The following is an 18,372-nucleotide window of genomic DNA, read 5'->3' on the forward strand; positions in this document are numbered from 1 at the left end:
CTCCGACGCTCCTGGGCCGCGCACGCCCGCGGAGCCTCAGCCGCCACGCCCCGGTGACGTGGCGCGCGAGGCGCTGCGAGCGGCGCGACGGCATCGACCGCAGCCGCCCGGCACACCGACCACGCGGTCCGTCGACCCGACCGCTTCCGCGCCGGACGGGGCCGAGGAGCCGGGATCCGAAGGGCGACCGGAATCGGTCACCGAGCCGTCCCCGGAACAGCCGTCGCCGCCGCAGCGGCCACGCCTGTCACAGGAGCCGTCGCGGCCGGGCGACGCGGCGCGCGCGGCCCTACGGCGCACAGCACAGTCGGCCGCGGCCCCGGCCCCGGCCCCATCCCCGTCCTCGGCACAGCCCCCGACCCCGCAGCACACCGAACCGGCCCCGTCCCCCCCGCCGGACACCCTGGCGCCAGACCACCCCGCACCGGCGAAGACCACCGGCGCCCGCCCCGCCGACATCGCGCGCGAGGCCCTGCGCGCGGCGCGCGCCCGAGGCGGACCGGAGGAGGAGCAGCCGTCCGCGCCGGCCGAGGGAGGGGCGCGGCCCCGGCCGGCCGCCGCCCGTGGCACGCGTACCGCCCGCGACGCCCGCCCGTCACGCCGTACGGCCGCACAGCCCGGCACGTCCCGCGCCCGCCTGCCTCGAACCGGCGGCCGGGCGGAGGGCGTCGGCGGACCGGGCGACGGAGCCCCGGACACCGGCCCCGGCACCTCCGCCCCCGGCACCTCCGCCCCCGTCCGCGCCGTGGCGGAACTCCTCGCGCACGCCTTCCGGATGCCCCCGGCAGCGGAGACGGACGACGAACCGGACGACAGCACCGAGGACGCACCCCCCGGCACGGGGACCGGCACCACGGCCACCCCCGAAGGCGACCCCGCCCCGGCCGGGCCCACCAGTCCGCAGCCCACCAGCGCTCAAGTCACCAGCGCCCACCCCACCAGTCCCCAGCCCACCGCGTCCCATCCCGCCGTGCGCGCCCCCGGCGGCATGGCCTCCCCCCGCCGTGACGGCGAACTGCGCCGCACCTTTCCGGCGCTCCCCGCGCCGCCCGCCACCGCCCCGGAAGGCCGGACGGGACCCGGTTTCGCACAGACCTGGTGGGGCGAGGCATGGACGAGCGCCCTGGAGGACGGCGCGCTGGACGCGGCCCGGCTGGCCCGGGGCCGTGACTACGCGCGCACCGGCCATGTGGACGCCATCACCGTGACCCCCGGCCTGGTCCTCGCGTACGTACAGGGCAGCCGTCCGCGTCCGTACCGCGTCCAGGTGCGGATGCGCACCCTGGACGACGCCGAGTGGGACCGGTTCCTGGACGCCGCCGCCGAGCGGCCCGGTCATATCGCCGCGCTCCTGGACAAGGAGATGCCGCAGTCCCTGGCGGACTGCGGTGTCCCGCTGCTGCCCGGCCCGTACGACCTCGACCCGCACTGCTCCTGCCCCGACCGCGGCCACCCCTGCAAGCACGCGGCGGCCCTGTGCTACCAGACGGCGCGGCTGCTGGACGCCGACCCCTTCGTCCTGCTGCTGCTCCGCGGCCGGGGCGAGCGGGAACTGCTGGACGCCCTGTCCCGGCGCAGCGCGGCCCGTGCCGCCCGCGACGCGCAGGGCCGGGCCCCGGAGCCGCTGCCGGGGGAGCGGGCCACCGAAGCCCTCGCGCGCCGCCCGCTGCCGCTGCCCGCCCCGCTGCCGCCCCCGCCGCACCCCGGGCAGCCCCCGGCGTATCCGTCGGCACCGGGCGGCCCGGACCCGTTCGCCCTGGACCAGTTGGCGACCGACGCGGCCGCCCGCGCCCACGCCCTGCTCACCACCGGCCGCGATCCGGTCGGCGGGCTGACGCTCTGGCAGGACGCGGTGCGCCTGGCCGCGGCCCGACCCGGCTCCGGACTGACCGCCGCCACCCGCTCCCTCTACGCCTCGCTCGCCTCGGCCACCGGCCGCACCACGGCGGAGCTGGCCCGCGCGGTGGCCGCCTGGCGCCAGGGCGGCGCCGAGGGGCTCGCGGTCCTGGAGGATCCCTGGGACCCTCCGGCCGGCCGCTTCGACCGGGCCCGCCCCCTGCTCCTCGCCGCCGGCCTGCCGCCTTTCCGCCCCCACCGCAACCGCCTCACCCACCCCGTCGGCCGGCTCCAGCTCCGCCTGGGCAGGGACCACCTCTGGTACGCGTACGAGTCCGAACCCGGCCGCGACGACTGGTGGCCGCGCGGCACCCCGGCCCCGGACCCGGTCGACGCGCTGAGCGGCCTGGAGGCCGTCCCGGAGGCGTGACCGGAAACGGCCGACGCGAAGAAGCCGAGCCGGTGCATCAGCCGAGTGGCACCCGAGACGCTGTAGGAGACGTGGAACTTCCTGCCGATCAGCGTGGCCACCCTCGATGCGGTCCACACCTGGTCCTCCACCCAGCCATGGGCGGCCGGACCCTGCTCCAGATACGCGGCCAACTTCTCCAGGCAGCGCGGGGACAGACGGCACCGCGATCCACTCGGGCCACGGGAAGTCAGCGCCTGCACGCCGCCGTCCCGCCACAACTGATGCCACTGGTAGGCCGACTTCGCACTCACCCTCAGGCGCCGTGCCACCCCCGGCGGCTTGATCTTCTGCTCAAACAGCTCGGCCGCCTGCATCCGCACCGACTCCCGGCGCTGCCGTCCCGCAGGGGTCAGTCTGCCCCCATCCGCATACCTCACCCACCACGGGATACAGGAGCCACTCCGAACCCATCAGGGACTTCGCCGAAGTTCACCCTGACGAGCCGAAGTCAGTATAGGGGCGTCCATGAGACGACGAGGTCCCGCCGGAAGTTACTGTAGGTGGAGGCCGCAGTAACTGGCCTAGGGATCGGGGGCATCTGGCGCGGGCATTGTTGTAGTCAGATCTCCGCTTTCGAGGACGCGGAGTAGGAACGCCGTGACGACACGTGTCTTACGCCCGATGCGCGGCACATGGCACGGAAACTGCCCGCTGCGGATCAGGTCGTATCCCTTGGCCCGTGAGAATCCAAGCGCCCTTGAGGCGCCCTCCACGCTCCCCGTTCCGTTCCATGTGGCACGAATGTGCGCAGACAATATTGGGCGCTCACAGGCCCACTCTCCCGTATGTGCATCGGCTTCTTTCGTTGGGGGCGCTTCGTGTCAGGTATGCAGTGCGCAGGCCGGGTAAGCGCGGTAGCCCTCAATTGTCCGCGAAGCTGCCGGTTTGGCTAACCGACGGTTCGCTGAAATGTTCCCGTGGCCTGGGCCCTCACGTCCGTTATCCCAGGCCGCCCCGCGCTTTAGCGGAGCATCGCCCCTGCTGCTGGTGGAGAAGGCGATGTGAAGAGATCGCCGTATCATGGCGGCACTGAAGTGTCGTCCGCCACCGTCGGTATCGAGCCTGTTTCATGCCCGCAGTTATCAGACTCATGCGGGAATGCAGACCGCCCATGCGTGCAGCGTGCGCGGGCGTGTGGTCTCTCAAGAGGGCGCGATCTCGCGCCCCTGAGGGCGTGAGCACTGCCGCGCATCAATGTGCCTGTCACGGGGGAGTGCTTGTGTGTACGGCGGGCGGGGGGGGCGGGAAAGATGGAGGAGTACCGTCGCAGCGTCGGAGCTGACTCCTGATATTTCTGGACCAAAGTTTCCTGATGATCCTGCGTCGTTCACGGGGTCGGGCGGTGCGCTGGGGCGCAGGGTCGGGCAAGCGTGTCCAGAGCACTGTCTTGCACGGCGTACGTGCACTTTCTCACTGGTGACCGCTTGTCCGGGCCGACGGCACTGCGAACATGGTGAACCACCAATGGAGGGCGATCATTTCACCAGAATCTGCCCGCTCCACAGAACCTCCCTCGGGCGCCACGGAGGCGGTACTCGGAGTGGAAATGCATGGCGATTTTCGTGTTGCGGCCGTTCTTGCCGTGACCGAAAGAACTCTGGGAATCGAGCGTTTCCCGGCCGCTGTGAGTCGTTATCAGCACCTGCACGCCTGGGCGACTCATTTGGGTGGCATCCGTCGCGCCGGAGCGGAATCCTCCGGTAACTACGGCGCGGACCTGTCGCGCTATCTCTTCTCCCATCGACGCAGTGGGCATCGGCCCGCATAGCGCAGCGGTATTGCTGACCGCCATGGGTGACGACAACGGCCGCCTGCGCGGTGAGGCATTTGCCGCGTTGTGCGGAGCGAGCCCGGTGGAGTACTCGTCCGGGAACAGGCAGCATCGCTGGCTCAATCGCGGCGAGAACCGGCGGGCGAACGCTGCGCTGCACCGAATCGTGTTGAGTCGGCTGCGTTGGGATGCGCGGACTCAGGCGTACTACGAGCGACGCGTGATGGAGGGCAAGACGCAGCGGGAGGTCATCCGTTGCCTGAACCGGTATGTGGCCCGTGAGGTCTACCGGCTGGTTCAGGAGGACCGCCGGGACTTGAGTCACATACCGGCTCCATTTCTGGCGGAGCGGCGCTGAACTTTTGCGGTCGTCTCAATGGGCCTTGACCCCTGACCCTGCACACGGGTTATGCGGCTCCGGCTGAAGGGTGTTGCAAAAGGCCGTGATCAGGCAGGTCGGAGTGGGTGCCCGGGGCTGTGCGGTCATGCCGCGAGGGCGAGGTTGCGTATGCGGGCGACTGCCTGGACGGCGCGGTGGAGGCTGTCGCCGCGTTGCCGGCAGTCGCGGAGGATCTTGTAAATTCTTCACGCGGGAGAAGGGGGCCTCGACGCAGGCGCGGGGACGACCCACGGCGTACTGGTCCAAGACGACGCTGGCGGGAGCTACCCTCGCAGGCGCGGGGACGACAGCGACTGCTCCGCATCGAGGTTATTGCGTGGGGAGCTACCCCCACGGGCGCGGGGACGACCGCCTCATGGCCGAGGCCATCTCGACTGGCAGGAACGGTGCTGCGGAACTTGGGCTCCATCGGTTGCGAGCACAGCGGGTAGGGGTCTGCGTAGATCAGTTGCTTCAACATGCGGCGGACCCTCACCGCCAACTACGAGGAACGGCAGGGGCACCCGCCGGGGGAGCGGGCCGACTACGCGCTGGCCTGCCAGGCCGCCGACCAGACCTGCTCGCCCAGCGCACCGAGCTGTCGCTGACCGAGCTGTGGACGCGATGGCGCACCTCAGTGATACAGGCGTTCGGCGGCACCGTCTACCGACGACCGCGTCGCGCCCTCAGTTCTGAAATGATGGGCCGCGCGGCAGCGTGCAGAGGGGGGCGCGTTCACCCGGGGGACGGTGGGACGCGTGCAGAGAACAGAGGAGCGGCAGTGACTCACGAGCTCGTCGACGGCAGATTCCGCATCGGGCGCGTCATCGGCAGCGAACTCGCCTACGAGGCCTACGACGTGACCCTCCTCGCCCACGACCTGGGCGACGCGGGTGAACCGTTCCGCTGGGACGAAGCACGACGGATCCGACTGCGTACGGAATCGGAAGCCTGCTTCTTCCACCTGTACGGCATCTCCGCCGAAGATACCGACTACATCCTGGAGACCTTCCAGTCGGAGTCGGGTGGCCTGAAGAACAACGAGATCGCCAAGTACGGCGAGTACCGCACCAAGCGGCTCGTCCTCATGGAGTACGACCGCACGGCCACCGCCGGCCTGAGCCTGGACAAGCCCCTCACGGACGGCGAGACCTACACCTCGCCCCTCACCTCGTCTCAGGGCCACGGCCCCCGCCACGAAGGGCTCAGACAGTGACAAGCCCGCCGTCGGCAAGCGGTCCGGGGCAGTCGGCTTCGATGCGCAGGGCCGAGGCCGTGGCCCGAGAGCGGGAACGGCTGAAGGCACTCAGGGAGCGCCGGGACGCCCAGAGCGCGGCCGCGGGAGTCGACGGGTTCACCGTGCGCAGGTGGCGAAAGGTCGGGGTGTTCGGAGCCCAGGCGGTATTGCAGGCCCACGCCGTACTCCAGCAACTCGCTTCCTTCGCACACGACGCGACGCACGACGCCCTGGCCCACGCCCTGCGCGACGAACCGGACGACCGGCTGCTCCCCGCTGTGCGGGACGTCCTCGAACAGGCTGACCCGGCCACGGTTGCCACGACGCTCACAGCGGTCCACGCCGGCGGCTTCCTGTGGCTGTCGGAGGTCGGGGAGCAACGGCTCACCGCCCTGGCATCGGGAGACAACACACTCGCCGTTCCCGGGAGCGAGGACCCGGCCGGGGCCTTCGCTCTCCTCACCGCGCTCGCGGCGAATGGCACAGCCATCGCATTCCCGCCTCGCATGCTGCCGCGTGTGTTGCCCTGGATACCGATCAGCATCCTCGATGACCTCATAGACGCCGGCGCGGTCGGCCCGGAGCACCAGCCTTGGCAGTACCGGGCCGAAGAGGTGGAGCACACGTACCTCAAGGCCCGGCTGGTTCCCGATCAGGTGACCACCGAGCAGGCGACCGCGCTGGAGTGGACCGCCCGGCAGCGGCGTGACGCGTTCCTCGCAGGCTACGAGCCATTGCCCCGGGCCGGTGACGTCTACGACCTCCTGGAGCGAGTTGCCGACGGCGACACCTCAGTGGTGAAGGAGCTCGAGTGGAGCCTGCCCCGCGATCTGGTCCTCCGGCTGCGTCGGCTCCTGGACGGAGTCGCCGTCGGCCACTGGGACCGGGACATATGGGAGGACAGGGGCCTGTGGCGGCTCATCTTCTCTCTGTGGGAGCCCAAGGCGGCCGTCAACCCGGCGCGGTCGCCGCTGCACGCGCTCATGGCCCTGCGTCAGGCCTACGACCTGCTGTGTCTGAACGACCTCGTGCGAGCGTCGGCGCAGACAGACAAACTGGTGTCGTTCGAGACCGTTGATCCGGCCTACCGGGCCGAGGCCCTCAACCTCCATGCGTACACGCTGCTGCTCCGGGAGGATCTGGACGCCGCGGCCGCCGTCCTGGAGGAGATCAGCGCATCGCACACGTCCGCCGAGTCCAACCTCCGCATGGTCCGGCAGCGTCGGACGGTTCCCCGCAACGACCGACCGGCGGCGTCCAATCCCTATCTGGACCTTGGGCTGCCCCACGGCGCGGAGAGCTGGGAGACGCGCTACCGGGACCTCCGCCGGGAGCATGTGCACGACGTGGACATGAGCGCGCGGCTCAACAGCGCGATGAAACGCATCAGAGACGCCGAGCGCGACGAGGTCTGGTCCGGTTTCTTCGTGCTGCCGCTCGACCTGGACGTGTTCGCGCTTCCGGACGAGGTGCCGGTCAGTCTGGTCCCGCCCCTGGCCCCGCTGACCAGGCGGACGACGCCTCAGTCCCCAAAGAGCCTGGCGCTCGTGCGAGAGCGGGCGATGGCGGGTCTGCTGCCCCACCTGCTCAGCGCGCCTCGGCGCCCCGATCGCAACGCAAGGATGCACACACAGTGAAAAAGGTGCCTCGCAGCCGGCGGAAGACCACAGCGGCGCCCACGAGGGTCACCCCTAAGGGCAACAACGGTCTGAAACATCGACGGGAGAAGCGGCGGGCGGCAGCCGATGCCCCCGAGGACTCACAGCTCACCTACTACCGCCCCGAGGAACTGCTCAGTCCCCCGATGCTGCTCTCCCGCTTCACCGAGCGGGCGACCGAGCTCCTGACGGCGCTCCCGGAACAGGAGCGGCCCACACAGGCCGCTGTGACGGCTGCCTTGCGTCAGGCCGTGCTGGAGGCGTTCCGCTCCCGGGAGGAGTACGTGGCCCGGATGGTCGAGGTCGATCTGCTGGCGGGCGCGCCCAACCAGAGCGCCCGTTCGCTTCGGAAGGGCATCCGTACCGCCCTGCTGGACCAAGGCGTGCGCTGCGTGGACTCACCGGACGGCGAACGCGAGTTGTTCGTGGTGGTGGAAGGCGACGGTGAAGCGTTCGAGGTGCTGCGTCCGGCCTATGTGGACCAGTCCACCGGCAAGCTGGTGCTGTCGGGACAACTGCGGCGCCTGCCCGTGCCGGACGGAGCGGACCACCCCACCGGTGACGACGACACGGCGAACGGAGAGGGCGTGTGACCGCCACCGGGATCGACTTCGGCACCACCAACTCCGTCGTCGCCCAGTGGCTGGGTGACGACGCCGACGTACTGCTGCTGGACGCTCACCACATCGACGCCGACTGGCGCCATCCCGGCTTCGAGTATCTCTTTCCGTCGGTGGTGGGCATGAGTTCGCTGCGCCGGGGCGCTCTGTTCGGCTGGGAGGCCAAGCTTCGCTCGGAGGAGGCGGCCGAGGCCTGCAAGCGACTCCTCAAGAGCGACGAGTACGTCACGATCCATGGCCGCAGGTTCGCGGCCACGACGGTGGCCGCCGGGGTGTTCCAGGCCATGCGGAAGGGCGCGGAGCACAACCTCACCGCGATCGACCGCGCCGTGATCACCGTGCCCGCCAACGCCACGGGTGCCGCGCGCTACCGCACGCGTGCCGCAGCGCAGTTCGCGGGAATCGAGGTCCTGGCTCTGCTCAACGAGCCGACTGCGGCCGCGATCTCGTACGTGCACGAGTTGCAGGAGGCCCGCACGATTCTGGTCTTCGACTGGGGTGGCGGCACGATCGACGTCACCGTGCTCGACTACCAGGACGGCTTCTTCGAGGAGCTCGCGTCACGGGGTGTCACCGAGCTGGGCGGTCTCGAGATCGACCGTCGGCTGCGCGACCTCGTCCTCGAACGGGCTGCGGCGCGATCGGCGTGGACGCCCGCGCAGGAGCGGCAGTTCGGTCTTGACGTGGAGCGCAGCAAGATCCGCCTGTCTTCCGAGGACTCGGTCACCGTCAGAACTCCGGACGGTGACGTCGTCGAGGTGTGGCAGGAGGAACTGGAGGACGCCATCACCGACCTCGTGGACCGCGCTCTGGTGCCGGTCCAACAGTGCCTCACCGACCTGCACATGGCGCCGCTGGACGTGGACGCGGTGCTGATGATCGGCGGCACGAGCCACATCCCGAGCGTGCGGGCGGCGGTCGCCGAGGTCATGCAGCAGCAGCCCGTCGGTGTCGACCTGTGCGATCCCATGACGACGGTGGCCCGCGGCGCCTCCATCGCGGCGGCTGTGCTGTCAGGGGAGGCCGACGGCGTGATCCAGGTGGCAACGAGCCACGCCCTGGGCACGGTCGTCATGGACGACACCGGACAGCGGAAGTTCAGTCAGATCATCCCGCGCAACTCGCCGCTGCCCTGGAAGGAGCGCAAGAACTACACGCCGCGCCGGGACAACGCCCGCAGCCTCGCCGTGGAGATCTGGGAAGGCGACCCGGACCGGCCCCTGGACCACCCCGACAACGTGCAGTTGACGAATCTCCGTCTCACCTACGCGGATCCGCGCGCTCGTGAGGACTCCCGCTTCCTACTGGAGTACACGTACGACACGAACGGCCTCCTGCACGTCAGGGCAACCCTTGAGCGCACCGGCGAGGAGGTGCTGAACGAGGAGATCAAGAGCTTCAGTTCCGGCGGTCCGACGCCAGCGGTACGCCGGGAACTCGATGATCTGCTCGCGGGCAACACCACGATCACCAGCCCACTGCTGGCACGGATGCGGAAGCGAGCCACGGGCCCGGGTCCCGCGGTGCTCGTGGTGGACGGCTCCAACCTGGCGTGGATCGGCAGATCACCGCGGCAACCCGGTGTGTACGGCAACGACGACCGGCCGTCCTACGCCCAGCTGCTGTCCGCGCGCGACGCCCTCACGTCGCGGTATCCCGACGCCGTGCTCCATGTGGTCGTCGATGCCACGTTCCGGCACAAGGTCGCGGAGGAGGAACGCGCGGCGGTCGCCGCGGCGCTCGGCAAGGGGGACCTCATCCAGCCTCCGGCCGGAACCGAGGGCAAGGGCGACGCGCTTGTCACAGCGATCGCGGAGGACACGCACGGAACCGTCGTCACCAACGACAACTACGTCGAACTGCAGGGCAGATACTCCTGGTTGCGGAACAAGGACCGGGTACTCGGGGCCACCCTGACCCAGGGCAGGTGGGTGTTCACGCCGCGCACCTGCGTGCCGCCCCGCCACCGGATCGCACAGGCGACGGTGCCTCGGCAGCCCCAAGCCCTGATTCCCCCGGGCCCCGGCCCGCTCCCCACGTTCCGGTACCACCGCCCTCATGAGGAGTAGCGGTGAGTGACCGGGCAGTGCACGACAGGACGACGAGCCTCCGAACCGAGATGCTGGCCCTCCTGCTCGAACCGTTGGGTGTCGACGCCATGGCCGGGCAGGCCGCGCTCCGGTGGCTCGCCGAAAACCTGCACACGGTGGCCCAGGCGTGCGGGTGTTCCGACCTGCCTCCGTCCGGGAGCACTCTTCCGTGGGTCTCAGAGGCCGTGGCGGCGTGCGTCGAGGAACACGAACTGGTTCGTCTGGCCATAGCCCGGGGCGGGATTCCGACGCTGGGAGAGGCCAGAGCCCTGCGGGAGTTGACGCACCTCGAAGGACTACTGCCTCGTCTTCGTACGCTTGATGGTGTGCCGGTGGACGCGCTTCGGTCGGACCTCGCGGCGGTGGCGGTCGCGGAACGGCTGCTGCCCGAAGCCCTTGAACCATGCAGTCGCGCGGGCCAGGACTGGCCCGAGGAGATCTGGCAGTCGATCCGCGAGATCGATGTCGACAGCGCGCTGGCCGATCTGAGCCGTCCTCGCATCATCCGGCAGGCGGCAGCCGCGCGGGAACTCGTCCTCCAGCACAGCATCTCGGCAGCGCGGGATCTGCGGAACCGGGATCTGGTGACGCGGCTTGAGAAGGTGCGGGACTTCGTCGCGGCGGAGAAGGCCTACGAAGCGTTCCTCTCTGTACGACCAGGGTGGTGGCGCTGGCTCGGGCCGGACGCGCGGTCCGGGTTCAGATCCGACCGGCGTGACGCCTTGGTGTGGGCGATCGAGGCCCGCGACACCGGTGCCGTGCCGGGAAGCGCTCTGGAGCTGCTCGCGGCGGACGACGCGCGGGCTGTGATCGAACACGCAGTGACGGCCTCCGTGGCTCCGATCGCTTCCCTGCCCGCGCCACCTGCCAAGAGTTCGGCCGCACGGCTCGTGACAGGGCTCCTGGCGGTCGCCTCCCGGCACGACGCCGACCAGCTGCGCGCTCTGGAGTCCTGGTACACGAGGAACGCCGCGTTGTTCGACCGCGTGGCAGCGGCCATGGACGCACGGAGAGCCGATCCCGGACTCCGTGAAGCCCTCGATCCTCTGGTCGGGGAACTGGCGCTGCCGTCCGGGGCAGTGGACACGAGCCGTTCGGACTACCGCGATATCCAGTCCGCTCTTCGGGCCGAAGTGGAAGCCGACCTGAAGCGGACGCCGTACTCCGAGCACGCGATGGAGAGCGAGGACCTCTTGGGGGTCATCGGTCGCATCGGAACACTCGAGCGCGAACTGCGCGATGCCATACGGCCCCTGCCCGCGGTCAGAGGCAGGCTGCTCGTGGCCATCGTCGGCAGGACCAAGTCCGGGAAGACCACGCTCCGCAAAGCCCTCACGCGCGATGCGGACCGGACCGGGATCGGGCGAGGCGCACACCGCACCACACGGAAGACCTCCGCGTTCGATATCGGCTCCGTGACCTACCTCGACACGCCCGGCGTCGCCGCGAAGGACGACGACTTCGACGCCCAGCATGCCCAGGCCGCGTGCGACGTCGCCGACGCGGTCATCTGGAACTACGCCGACACGTTGCGCGAGGAGGAGTCCGCCGAACTCCAGCGGCTTCTTCTCTCGGGGAAACCTCTGCTGGCTGTCGTCAATGTGAAGGGACTGGTCAACACGCCTGTCCGTCTTGAGCTCTTCGCCGAACGCCCGAACAGAGAGTTCAAGTCGGTGGCCGGGCACGCCGCCCGGATCGAACAGGTCGCCACAGCGGTCGGAGTCGCGCCGCCCGTCATCCTCGCGGTCCACTCCGGCGCCGCGCACGAGGCGCTGTCCACAGAGGATCGCGAGCTGGCGGACAAGGCCCTTCGGGCGAGCAGGCTTCCGGACCTGGAGCGCTCCCTCGAACAGCTCCTGGCCGAGCGCGCGATTCCCCTTCGTGCCGTCCGGCTGGCCGAAGGCGTACGGACGCCGCTCGCCGCGATCCACGGTCGGCTGATCGAGGAACTCCCCCACATCGACCTCGCTCTTGGCGAACTCGAACGCTCGGCGCCGAGTGAACAAGCCGGGCTGCTCGAAGCCTTCCGGACCGTGGGCCGGAACACACGCGACCGGCTCGAAGCCGAGCGGCACCGTGCCAAAGAGCGGTTGCCGGAAGTGGTTCGGGAGCTGGGCGGCGCGGATCACGCGCAGCGGTGGAGCGACTTCGTCACCGGTCTGAAGCTGGAGGCACTCGTCTCGAGTCTCGAATGTGAGCTCGAGCGGGAGACGCGGAAACGGGGGAAGGTTCTGCGCGCGCGGGCAAGCGCCCCGGATCCGCAGGAGGACGAGCACCTGGAAGTACGACCGCGTCCTGACGCGAAGGCCGGCAGCGTGAGCGCGGCCGCCGCCAAAGGGGCGGGGGCAGCCCTCTTGGGCTCCGTCGCCGCGAAGGGGATCCCCAAGAAGCTGGCTCCCCCTCCCGTGGTGGTCGCGGATTACGTACTGACGCCCCTGGTCGGAGCGGCGAAGGCGGTGAGCGGCGAGGTTGATCGCCTGCGACAGGCGAGGGACGAGTGGAGCAGCGAGACAACGGCCGCAGCCGAGGCCAGGCTCGATGAGGTGTTCGGCGGGCGCGAAGCACAGGTGGCTCGGATCGTTGACGACACGACGACTCAGGTTGGTGTCCAGTTCGAAGCTCAGTTCGCGGACATCGCTCGCACACGGGGCCGGTTCCAGCAGCTCCGTCAGCTGCGGTCGGGCGTGCGCTCCGCCCTTGATGCGATCGACCTCGTACTGGTGCGTCGGCTCCTGACCCTTGCGGATAGGGATCCGGCGACCGTCCGCTCGGCACGGCGAACGCCAGGCGTCGAACTTCGCGTCTGGACCGACGCGTCCAGCGTCGCGGATGTGTGGGCGTGCTTGCAGGAGCGGCTCGCGGATGTCCTCACCGAGCGGATCGAGATCCGCAGTGCACACGATGGGAACACAGATGACTGACGGCAATCCGGTTGACGCAGCGGAGAGCGACGAGGGCCTGAACGCCTTCGTACCCGCGCTGAGTGCACGGGCTGAGAGTGTCCTGAACGCTCACCCGCGGACTCGGGACCTGGCAGAGGGCCTGCCCCGTGCGGACACGAGTCCGCTGCGCATCGCGCTCCTGGGCCCGTACAGCGCCGGGAAGTCGACGCTCATCGCGGCGCTGCTCCGGCTCCCGCCGTCCGAGGTCGAGGAACTCGTCGACGCGGCCCCCAAGACACACGAGGCGACGCCTTACCGGTGGAACGGCGTGACGCTGGTCGACCTGCCTGGCACGCTGTCGGGCAACGACGAGCATTCCGACGCGGCGCGGCGAGGTGTGCGTGGCGCTGACGCCCTGATGATCGTGACAACGAGCGAGCTACCGGGCGAAGCGGAGACCGGGGCGATTCTGCGTGCGCTCGACGCCGACGGGTTCGCTGACCGAAGTGTGGTCGTCGTCAACAAGATGAACGCCGAGAACAGTGATCGGGACGTCATCCTCGACGAGATCCGCGAGCGGCTCGGTCCCTTCGCCGACCGTGTCCCGATCGTCCCGACCGACGCCCGCGACTACGTCGATGCGGTCAACGACCCCGACCTCACGGCCGCTCAGCGTGAGTTGCTTGTCGCGGAGAGCGGCATCGACACCCTCACAGCCGAGTTGCGGAGAATCACCGCGCCTGGTGTCAGCGGTGTCCGGCCCCGGGCGCAGGCGTTCGAACTCCTCCGGGTTCTGGCGGACGCCGAGGGGATGTGGGTGCTGGACGGCGAGGAACTCAGGGCCGCGGAGACCGCGAAGAAGGTCGATGACGCGATCTTCCAGGCGAAGGAGGGTGTGCTGAGCACGCTGGAGAGGGGAAGCGACGTCGTCGCCGCCAAACTCAGAACAGCGGGAAGAAGGCTTGCTGCCGGCGTCTCGGAGAAGGATGACAAGGTCTCCGTCGGCGTCGCTGGTGATGTCGTCGAAGAACTGATGCGTGCGAGCGCCGAGTTCGACGCCAAGTTCGCTTCATCGATGCGGACAGCGTTCGATGCGCTGGTCTCCGAGTACGGAATCGGAGTACCTGAGCCTGAAGCCTGGGTGAACGACCTCGACGCACCCGAGACGACGATCGACGCGTCCCCGGATGACGAATCACCGCTTGCACGTGCGGTCAGGGAAGCCGCGGAGAAGGCCGCGAAGGCGGCCACGGGAACGCTGCACGAATGGGTCGTGAAGGTCGCGGACGGCGGTGGCGAGCAGGGAAGCGTGGCCTCCGACATCGCCGCTTGGCTCAACAAGAGCAGAGTCGGCCAGAAGTTGCTCGACGCCAACGGGAAGATCACCAACGGTCCGAAGAAGTTCAAGCCCTGGGGCAAAGGCAAGGCGACCGACAAGGTCGCCAGTGCGGCTGGCAAGGTGCAGTGGGTGCTGGCGGCCATGGGGCCGACGATGGACTTGCTGAGTGTCGCGCAGGACCAAGGCAAGTGGAGGACGCTCAACAAGCGCCGGAAGATGATCAGGGATCACTACGACGAAGAAGCACGCAGACAGCGGACCTGTCTTACTGACGCTGGCCGACAGCACCTGAACGAGTGGATCGCGGAGGTGGAGCAGTCGCTCAGCGGGCTCACGAAGCCGGGTTCGGAGATCACGGCTGTGCGTGAAACAGCGTTGGAGGAAATCAAGAGCCTCCGCGCCGAGGCAGAGAAGCTTGTCAGGCCGACCGCCGACTGACCCGGCGGGCCGGTGTCCTGGCAGTGAACGTGGTCACGCGACCGCCGGGACGAACGCGACTCGGGCTCCCGCCGCGAACCCCGCGTACCGCGCCCCGCTCCAGCGCGTGGTCGAACAGCCCACGCATCACTCCGGTACCGCCCAGCCTCCGCCGGAACACGTGCTCCTCGACGATGAAGCTGAACGGAACGTCGTGGCGCTCGTACAGCATCCTCTGTCGCTGCGGCCGGGCGACCGCCTGCGCCTCCGACAGCAGCGGACCGTGCGGTTGGAGAAACAGAGCAACTCCCCGAGCTCCGCCCTGCTCAACCCGGAACACGCAGGGCCTGGACGACGGCACCGAAGGTCCGCAGTCTGTCGGACGGGCCCGGTTGCTCCCCGCACGCGGCCGGGTGCACACGGACCGAAGAGGCGTGGGCGTCGGCAACAGATCTATTTAAATCGCGCAACGCAAACAAGTCGTCGTGCCCGTGGGATGTCGTCGCACTGTTCGTCCTGATCGGCATCGTCGGTTCCGTCGCGAGCGGCGGAGGCGACTTCGGATCCACGGCCTCCACGACCAAGACTGACAAGCCGGCCACCAGCGACCCTTACCCCCCGGGCGGTGAGACCGTCCGGGCGGAGCTGAACCACCGGCGAGACCGATTTCCCGAACCATCCCCGCCAGCGACGGACCGCCACTCGTTCCAGACGATGTCGCAGACGTAGACGCACTGCTCGTGCCGGGGCGCGCCGTGAGTTGTTCGGCGGTGGCACGCGGGGCGTCGGGAGTCAGGGCGGGCATGGGGATGAGCCGCGGCTCGCAGAGTGGGCGCGGATGGCGACCGCGGCGGTGTGGGCGCGGGTGCGGCCGGCGGTCGACGTCCTCCTGGCCGCCGTGGACACCGTCGCCGTGGCGTACGTCATGCGTGGCGTCTTCGCCAGGACGCCGGCGGCGGAACGGGCCCGCTCGTACAGCGGGGCGGTCCGCTACCCCAACCGGTTCGTCCCCGACTTCTTCCGCAGCCGCTCCTGATCCTCCTCCAGCAGCCTCCAGACCTCGATCTGGTTCTTCGGCCCCACTCCTGCGGCACCCCGCGCTCCCTCCAGTAGCCATGGGCCGGATCAAACTCGCCGAGAACGCGCTCCCTGATGGGCTCAGAAGATCAAAAACGCTGACAAGCACATCCAGGATCTGCTATAGAGAGCTACTTGTCACTTCGCCGTAGCTTCGGGGGAGCAGGGCCCAAGACGTGTGCGGAGGCCGCCCTGTAGTGCGCACTGACCTGGGGCCGCGTCGCCACCCCGGCGTTGGGGCACGGTATGACCGTGTTCTCCTCCCGAATGCCCCGGACCCGGAACTCGGCTCAGATCGGCAGGTACGGGCTCGGCTTGTCGTGCCAGCTGATGTGGAGGGCGTCGCGGGCTCGGGTCGCGGCCACGAAGAGCAGCGAGCGTGCCCTGAGCTCCTCGCGGGCGCAGCGCTGGGGGTCGGTGGTGCGGTAGCGCTCGATCACCGCCGTGCGGGGGATGACGCCGTCGCGGGCTCCGACGATGGCCAGCTTCTGGTACTCGAGGCCCTTGAAACGGTGCATCGTGCCGACGTGCACCTCGCCGTCGCCCTTGGGGCCGTCCTTGGTGAGTTCGGCGACGGTGATCCCCGCCTTGGTGGCCAAGTGGAACATCACCTGGCTGACCATGTCCCGTTCCGCGACGCACACGGCGATGCTGCCGCGCGGGTCGCGGCGCGGGCCGGTGCCGCCGTTGCCCGTCGCGATCTCCTCGCGCCAGGCGGTCAGCGTGGCGGCGAGCCGTTCGAGTTCGTCGTCCCAGGAGACGCAGGGCACCAGGTCGGGCACGGGGCCGCGCAGGACGGAGCGGTATCCGTCGAGGTTGTCGGTGCTGTCGTCGAGGTCGTCGTAGGCGAGCTTCTTGCCGTTGAGGTTCACCACCTGCATGGCCCGGGAGAGGATCTCCTTCGTGGTGCGGTAGCTGAGGGTGAGCCTGGACGAGCGGCCGCGGATGTGGATGCCGACGGTGCCCAGGGTGACCTGCTGGTCGTAGATGCGCTGGTGCGTGTCGCCGGCGATGAACAGGTCGTCGGCGCCGGGGGCGACCATGGCGCGTAGCATCTTCCAGTGGGCGGCGCGCAGATCCTGGGCCTCGTCGACGACGATGTGGCGGTAGCGGTGGTGCAGGAAGTGCATGCCGGAGCCGTCGTCGCGGTGGACGAGGTCCTTGCCGCCGACGGCTTCCTTGTGTTCCTGCCGGGCCCTGATCTTGGCGTCGCGCTCCATCTCGAGGCGGGCGGCGCGCTCGGCGGCCTGCCCCCAGGTCTCCAGACCCTCCTTGTCCAGGCGGGCGGTGAACTGCTCCAGGATCTTCCAGATCTGGGCCCGCTCGGGCCGGGTGACGGAACGGCCGCGGCCGGCGCGGCGGGCTTCGAAGTACGCCTTCCGGTTGCCGATGGACTGTCCGAGGAGCACCTGATCCCATTCCTCGTAGAGGAACTCGGCGTCCCAGCGGCGCTCGTCGAGTTCGAGCAGCAACTGGCGCAGCACGTTGAGTGCGGCGCTGTCGTAGACGCGCTGCCTGGCTGCACCCTTGACGGCGTTCTCGCTGAGGACACGCGCGGCGAGCTGGTCGATGTGGGCGATCTCGACGCGGGCGAGCAGTTCGGGGTCCATCAGTGAGGCGAGCCGGGCGCGCAGGTCGGTGGTGAGGTTCTTCGTGAACGTCGTCAGGAGGATGGGCTTGTTGTGCCCGGGCGACAGCTGCCGCGCGAGGTGCTCGACCCTGTGCAGGGCGACGATCGTCTTGCCGGTGCCCGGACCGCCGGAGACGCGGGCCGGCCCGTTGTAGGCGCGGTTGACGAGTCTGGCCTGGGTGGGGTGCAGGAAGACCTTCCAGGCGCGGAAGTCGCCCTCTTCCAGGGCTGCCTGGATGTCGGCGTCGATGGTGGTGACGGTGGTGCGGGCGAGCGCGGCACCGAGGTCCTGCTCGTAGTCCTGGCCGAGGTCGACCTTGACCGGGGCGGTGATCTCCTTGCGGACCTCGTCGAGGGACATGCCGGCGGCGAGCCCGTACAGGATGTCCTTGGACAGCAGCGGCGCGCCTGCGACCAGCTGGTCGAGCTCGTCGCTGTCGGTGACGGCGAGCGCCAGGTCGATGAGCTGGTCGGCGACGCCCAGGTCTCGTAGGTCGTCGGCGGTGACACCGGTGAGGAGGGGTTCGGCGACGGCCGGCGCGGGCTCGGGTGCGGGTTCCGGAGCCGGCTCGGGTTCGGTGGGGGTGAGGGTGATGCCCGCGCGCTGCAGCACGCTCCCGCCCACGACGGAGAGGTCCACGAACTCGATCTCGCCCGTGATCCTGTTGATCGCGACCGAGAGTTCCTCATAGACGTGCTTGCGGTGGCGTACCGCGATGACGAGCCAGTTCTCCTGGCCCTTGTCGTCGACACCGGCCCTGGCCAGCAGGGCGCGGTAGGACGGGTCGATCCTGGCGCGGAAGACCCGGCCGTCGCCCTTGAGGGGCTTGAGGTCCAGGCCGGGGTGGTCCGGGTCCTCGCGGAAGCGGTGGCAGAAGTCGTAGAACTTGCCCTTGACCGAGCGGTCGAGCTTGTACAGCTCCTGTTCGGCCTTCTGGTACAGGCTGAGCCGGGCGGCCATGGA

At 69.6% G+C, this 18,372-nt stretch carries 12 protein-coding genes and 2 pseudogenes; 10 read left to right on the forward strand and 4 right to left on the reverse strand.

The window, feature by feature from the left end; all coding sequences use genetic code 11:
- The first annotated feature begins 58 nt into the window (after positions 1 to 58).
- Complete coding sequence (locus tag R4Z62_RS27920) at positions 59 to 2,266, forward strand: SWIM zinc finger family protein (RefSeq protein ID WP_491521224.1); 2,208 nt, start codon at positions 59 to 61, stop codon at positions 2,264 to 2,266.
- A gap of 20 nt (positions 2,267 to 2,286) precedes the next feature.
- On the opposite strand, the pseudogene R4Z62_RS27925 reads toward R4Z62_RS27920, so the two are convergent.
- Positions 2,287 to 2,685: pseudogene (locus R4Z62_RS27925) on the reverse strand (helix-turn-helix domain-containing protein); the annotation flags it as partial.
- A gap of 1,371 nt (positions 2,686 to 4,056) precedes the next feature.
- Between R4Z62_RS27925 and R4Z62_RS27930 the strand changes: the two are divergent.
- Entirely contained in the window at positions 4,057 to 4,437 is a 381-nt protein-coding gene (locus R4Z62_RS27930) for a transposase (protein ID WP_491521225.1), read from the forward strand.
- A gap of 125 nt (positions 4,438 to 4,562) precedes the next feature.
- On the opposite strand, the pseudogene R4Z62_RS27935 reads toward R4Z62_RS27930, so the two are convergent.
- Positions 4,563 to 4,704 (reverse strand): annotated as a pseudogene (locus tag R4Z62_RS27935) (IS5/IS1182 family transposase); the annotation flags it as partial.
- A gap of 233 nt (positions 4,705 to 4,937) precedes the next feature.
- Between R4Z62_RS27935 and R4Z62_RS27940 the strand changes: the two are divergent.
- The 7 genes from R4Z62_RS27940 to R4Z62_RS27970 all read left to right on the forward strand — a co-directional run bounded on the left by R4Z62_RS27940 (position 4,938) and on the right by R4Z62_RS27970 (position 14,722).
- On the forward strand, positions 4,938 to 5,066 hold the full coding sequence (locus R4Z62_RS27940; protein ID WP_491521226.1) for a hypothetical protein: 129 nt from the start codon (positions 4,938 to 4,940) through the stop codon (positions 5,064 to 5,066).
- Positions 5,067 to 5,239: 173 nt separating this feature from the next.
- Entirely contained in the window at positions 5,240 to 5,674 is a 435-nt protein-coding gene (locus tag R4Z62_RS27945; RefSeq protein ID WP_491521227.1) for a hypothetical protein, read from the forward strand.
- A 41-nt stretch (positions 5,675 to 5,715) separates the two neighbouring features.
- A complete protein-coding gene (locus R4Z62_RS27950; protein WP_491521228.1) occupies positions 5,716 to 7,332 on the forward strand; it encodes a hypothetical protein in 1,617 nt (538 codons plus the stop codon).
- Between the two features lie 5 nt (positions 7,333 to 7,337).
- Complete coding sequence (locus R4Z62_RS27955; RefSeq protein WP_491521229.1) at positions 7,338 to 7,946, forward strand: hypothetical protein; 609 nt, start codon at positions 7,338 to 7,340, stop codon at positions 7,944 to 7,946.
- The gene (locus R4Z62_RS27960; RefSeq protein ID WP_491521230.1) at positions 7,943 to 10,042 is read left to right on the forward strand and encodes an Hsp70 family protein; all 2,100 of its coding nucleotides are present in this window, start codon (positions 7,943 to 7,945) and stop codon (positions 10,040 to 10,042) included. The genes R4Z62_RS27955 and R4Z62_RS27960 overlap by 4 nt, the downstream gene beginning before the upstream one ends.
- Before the next feature lie 2 nt (positions 10,043 to 10,044).
- Positions 10,045 to 12,984 (forward strand): GTPase, encoded by a 2,940-nt coding sequence (locus R4Z62_RS27965; RefSeq protein WP_491521231.1) that lies wholly within the window; start codon positions 10,045 to 10,047, stop codon positions 12,982 to 12,984.
- Positions 12,977 to 14,722: a GTPase gene (locus tag R4Z62_RS27970; RefSeq protein ID WP_491521232.1), complete on the forward strand. Its 1,746-nt coding sequence runs from the start codon at positions 12,977 to 12,979 to the stop codon at positions 14,720 to 14,722. The genes R4Z62_RS27965 and R4Z62_RS27970 overlap by 8 nt, the downstream gene beginning before the upstream one ends.
- Here the strand turns inward: R4Z62_RS27970 and R4Z62_RS27975 are convergent.
- Positions 14,703 to 15,122 carry a Scr1 family TA system antitoxin-like transcriptional regulator gene (locus R4Z62_RS27975; protein WP_491521935.1) on the reverse strand — a complete coding sequence of 140 codons (420 nt, stop codon included), beginning with the start codon at positions 15,120 to 15,122 and terminating at the stop codon, positions 14,703 to 14,705. The two genes, R4Z62_RS27970 and R4Z62_RS27975, sit on opposite strands and share 20 nt — an antisense overlap.
- 417 nt (positions 15,123 to 15,539) lie before the next feature.
- Between R4Z62_RS27975 and R4Z62_RS27980 the strand changes: the two genes are divergently transcribed.
- Entirely contained in the window at positions 15,540 to 15,737 is a 198-nt protein-coding gene (locus tag R4Z62_RS27980; protein WP_491521233.1) for a hypothetical protein, read from the forward strand.
- 331 nt (positions 15,738 to 16,068) lie between these two features.
- Here R4Z62_RS27980 and R4Z62_RS27985 read toward each other — a convergent pair whose 3' ends face one another.
- A complete protein-coding gene (locus R4Z62_RS27985; protein ID WP_491521234.1) occupies positions 16,069 to 18,369 on the reverse strand; it encodes a UvrD-helicase domain-containing protein in 2,301 nt (766 codons plus the stop codon).
- Positions 18,370 to 18,372: the final 3 nt, after the last annotated feature.

Source organism: Streptomyces sp. PL-25 (genome assembly GCF_058344915.1).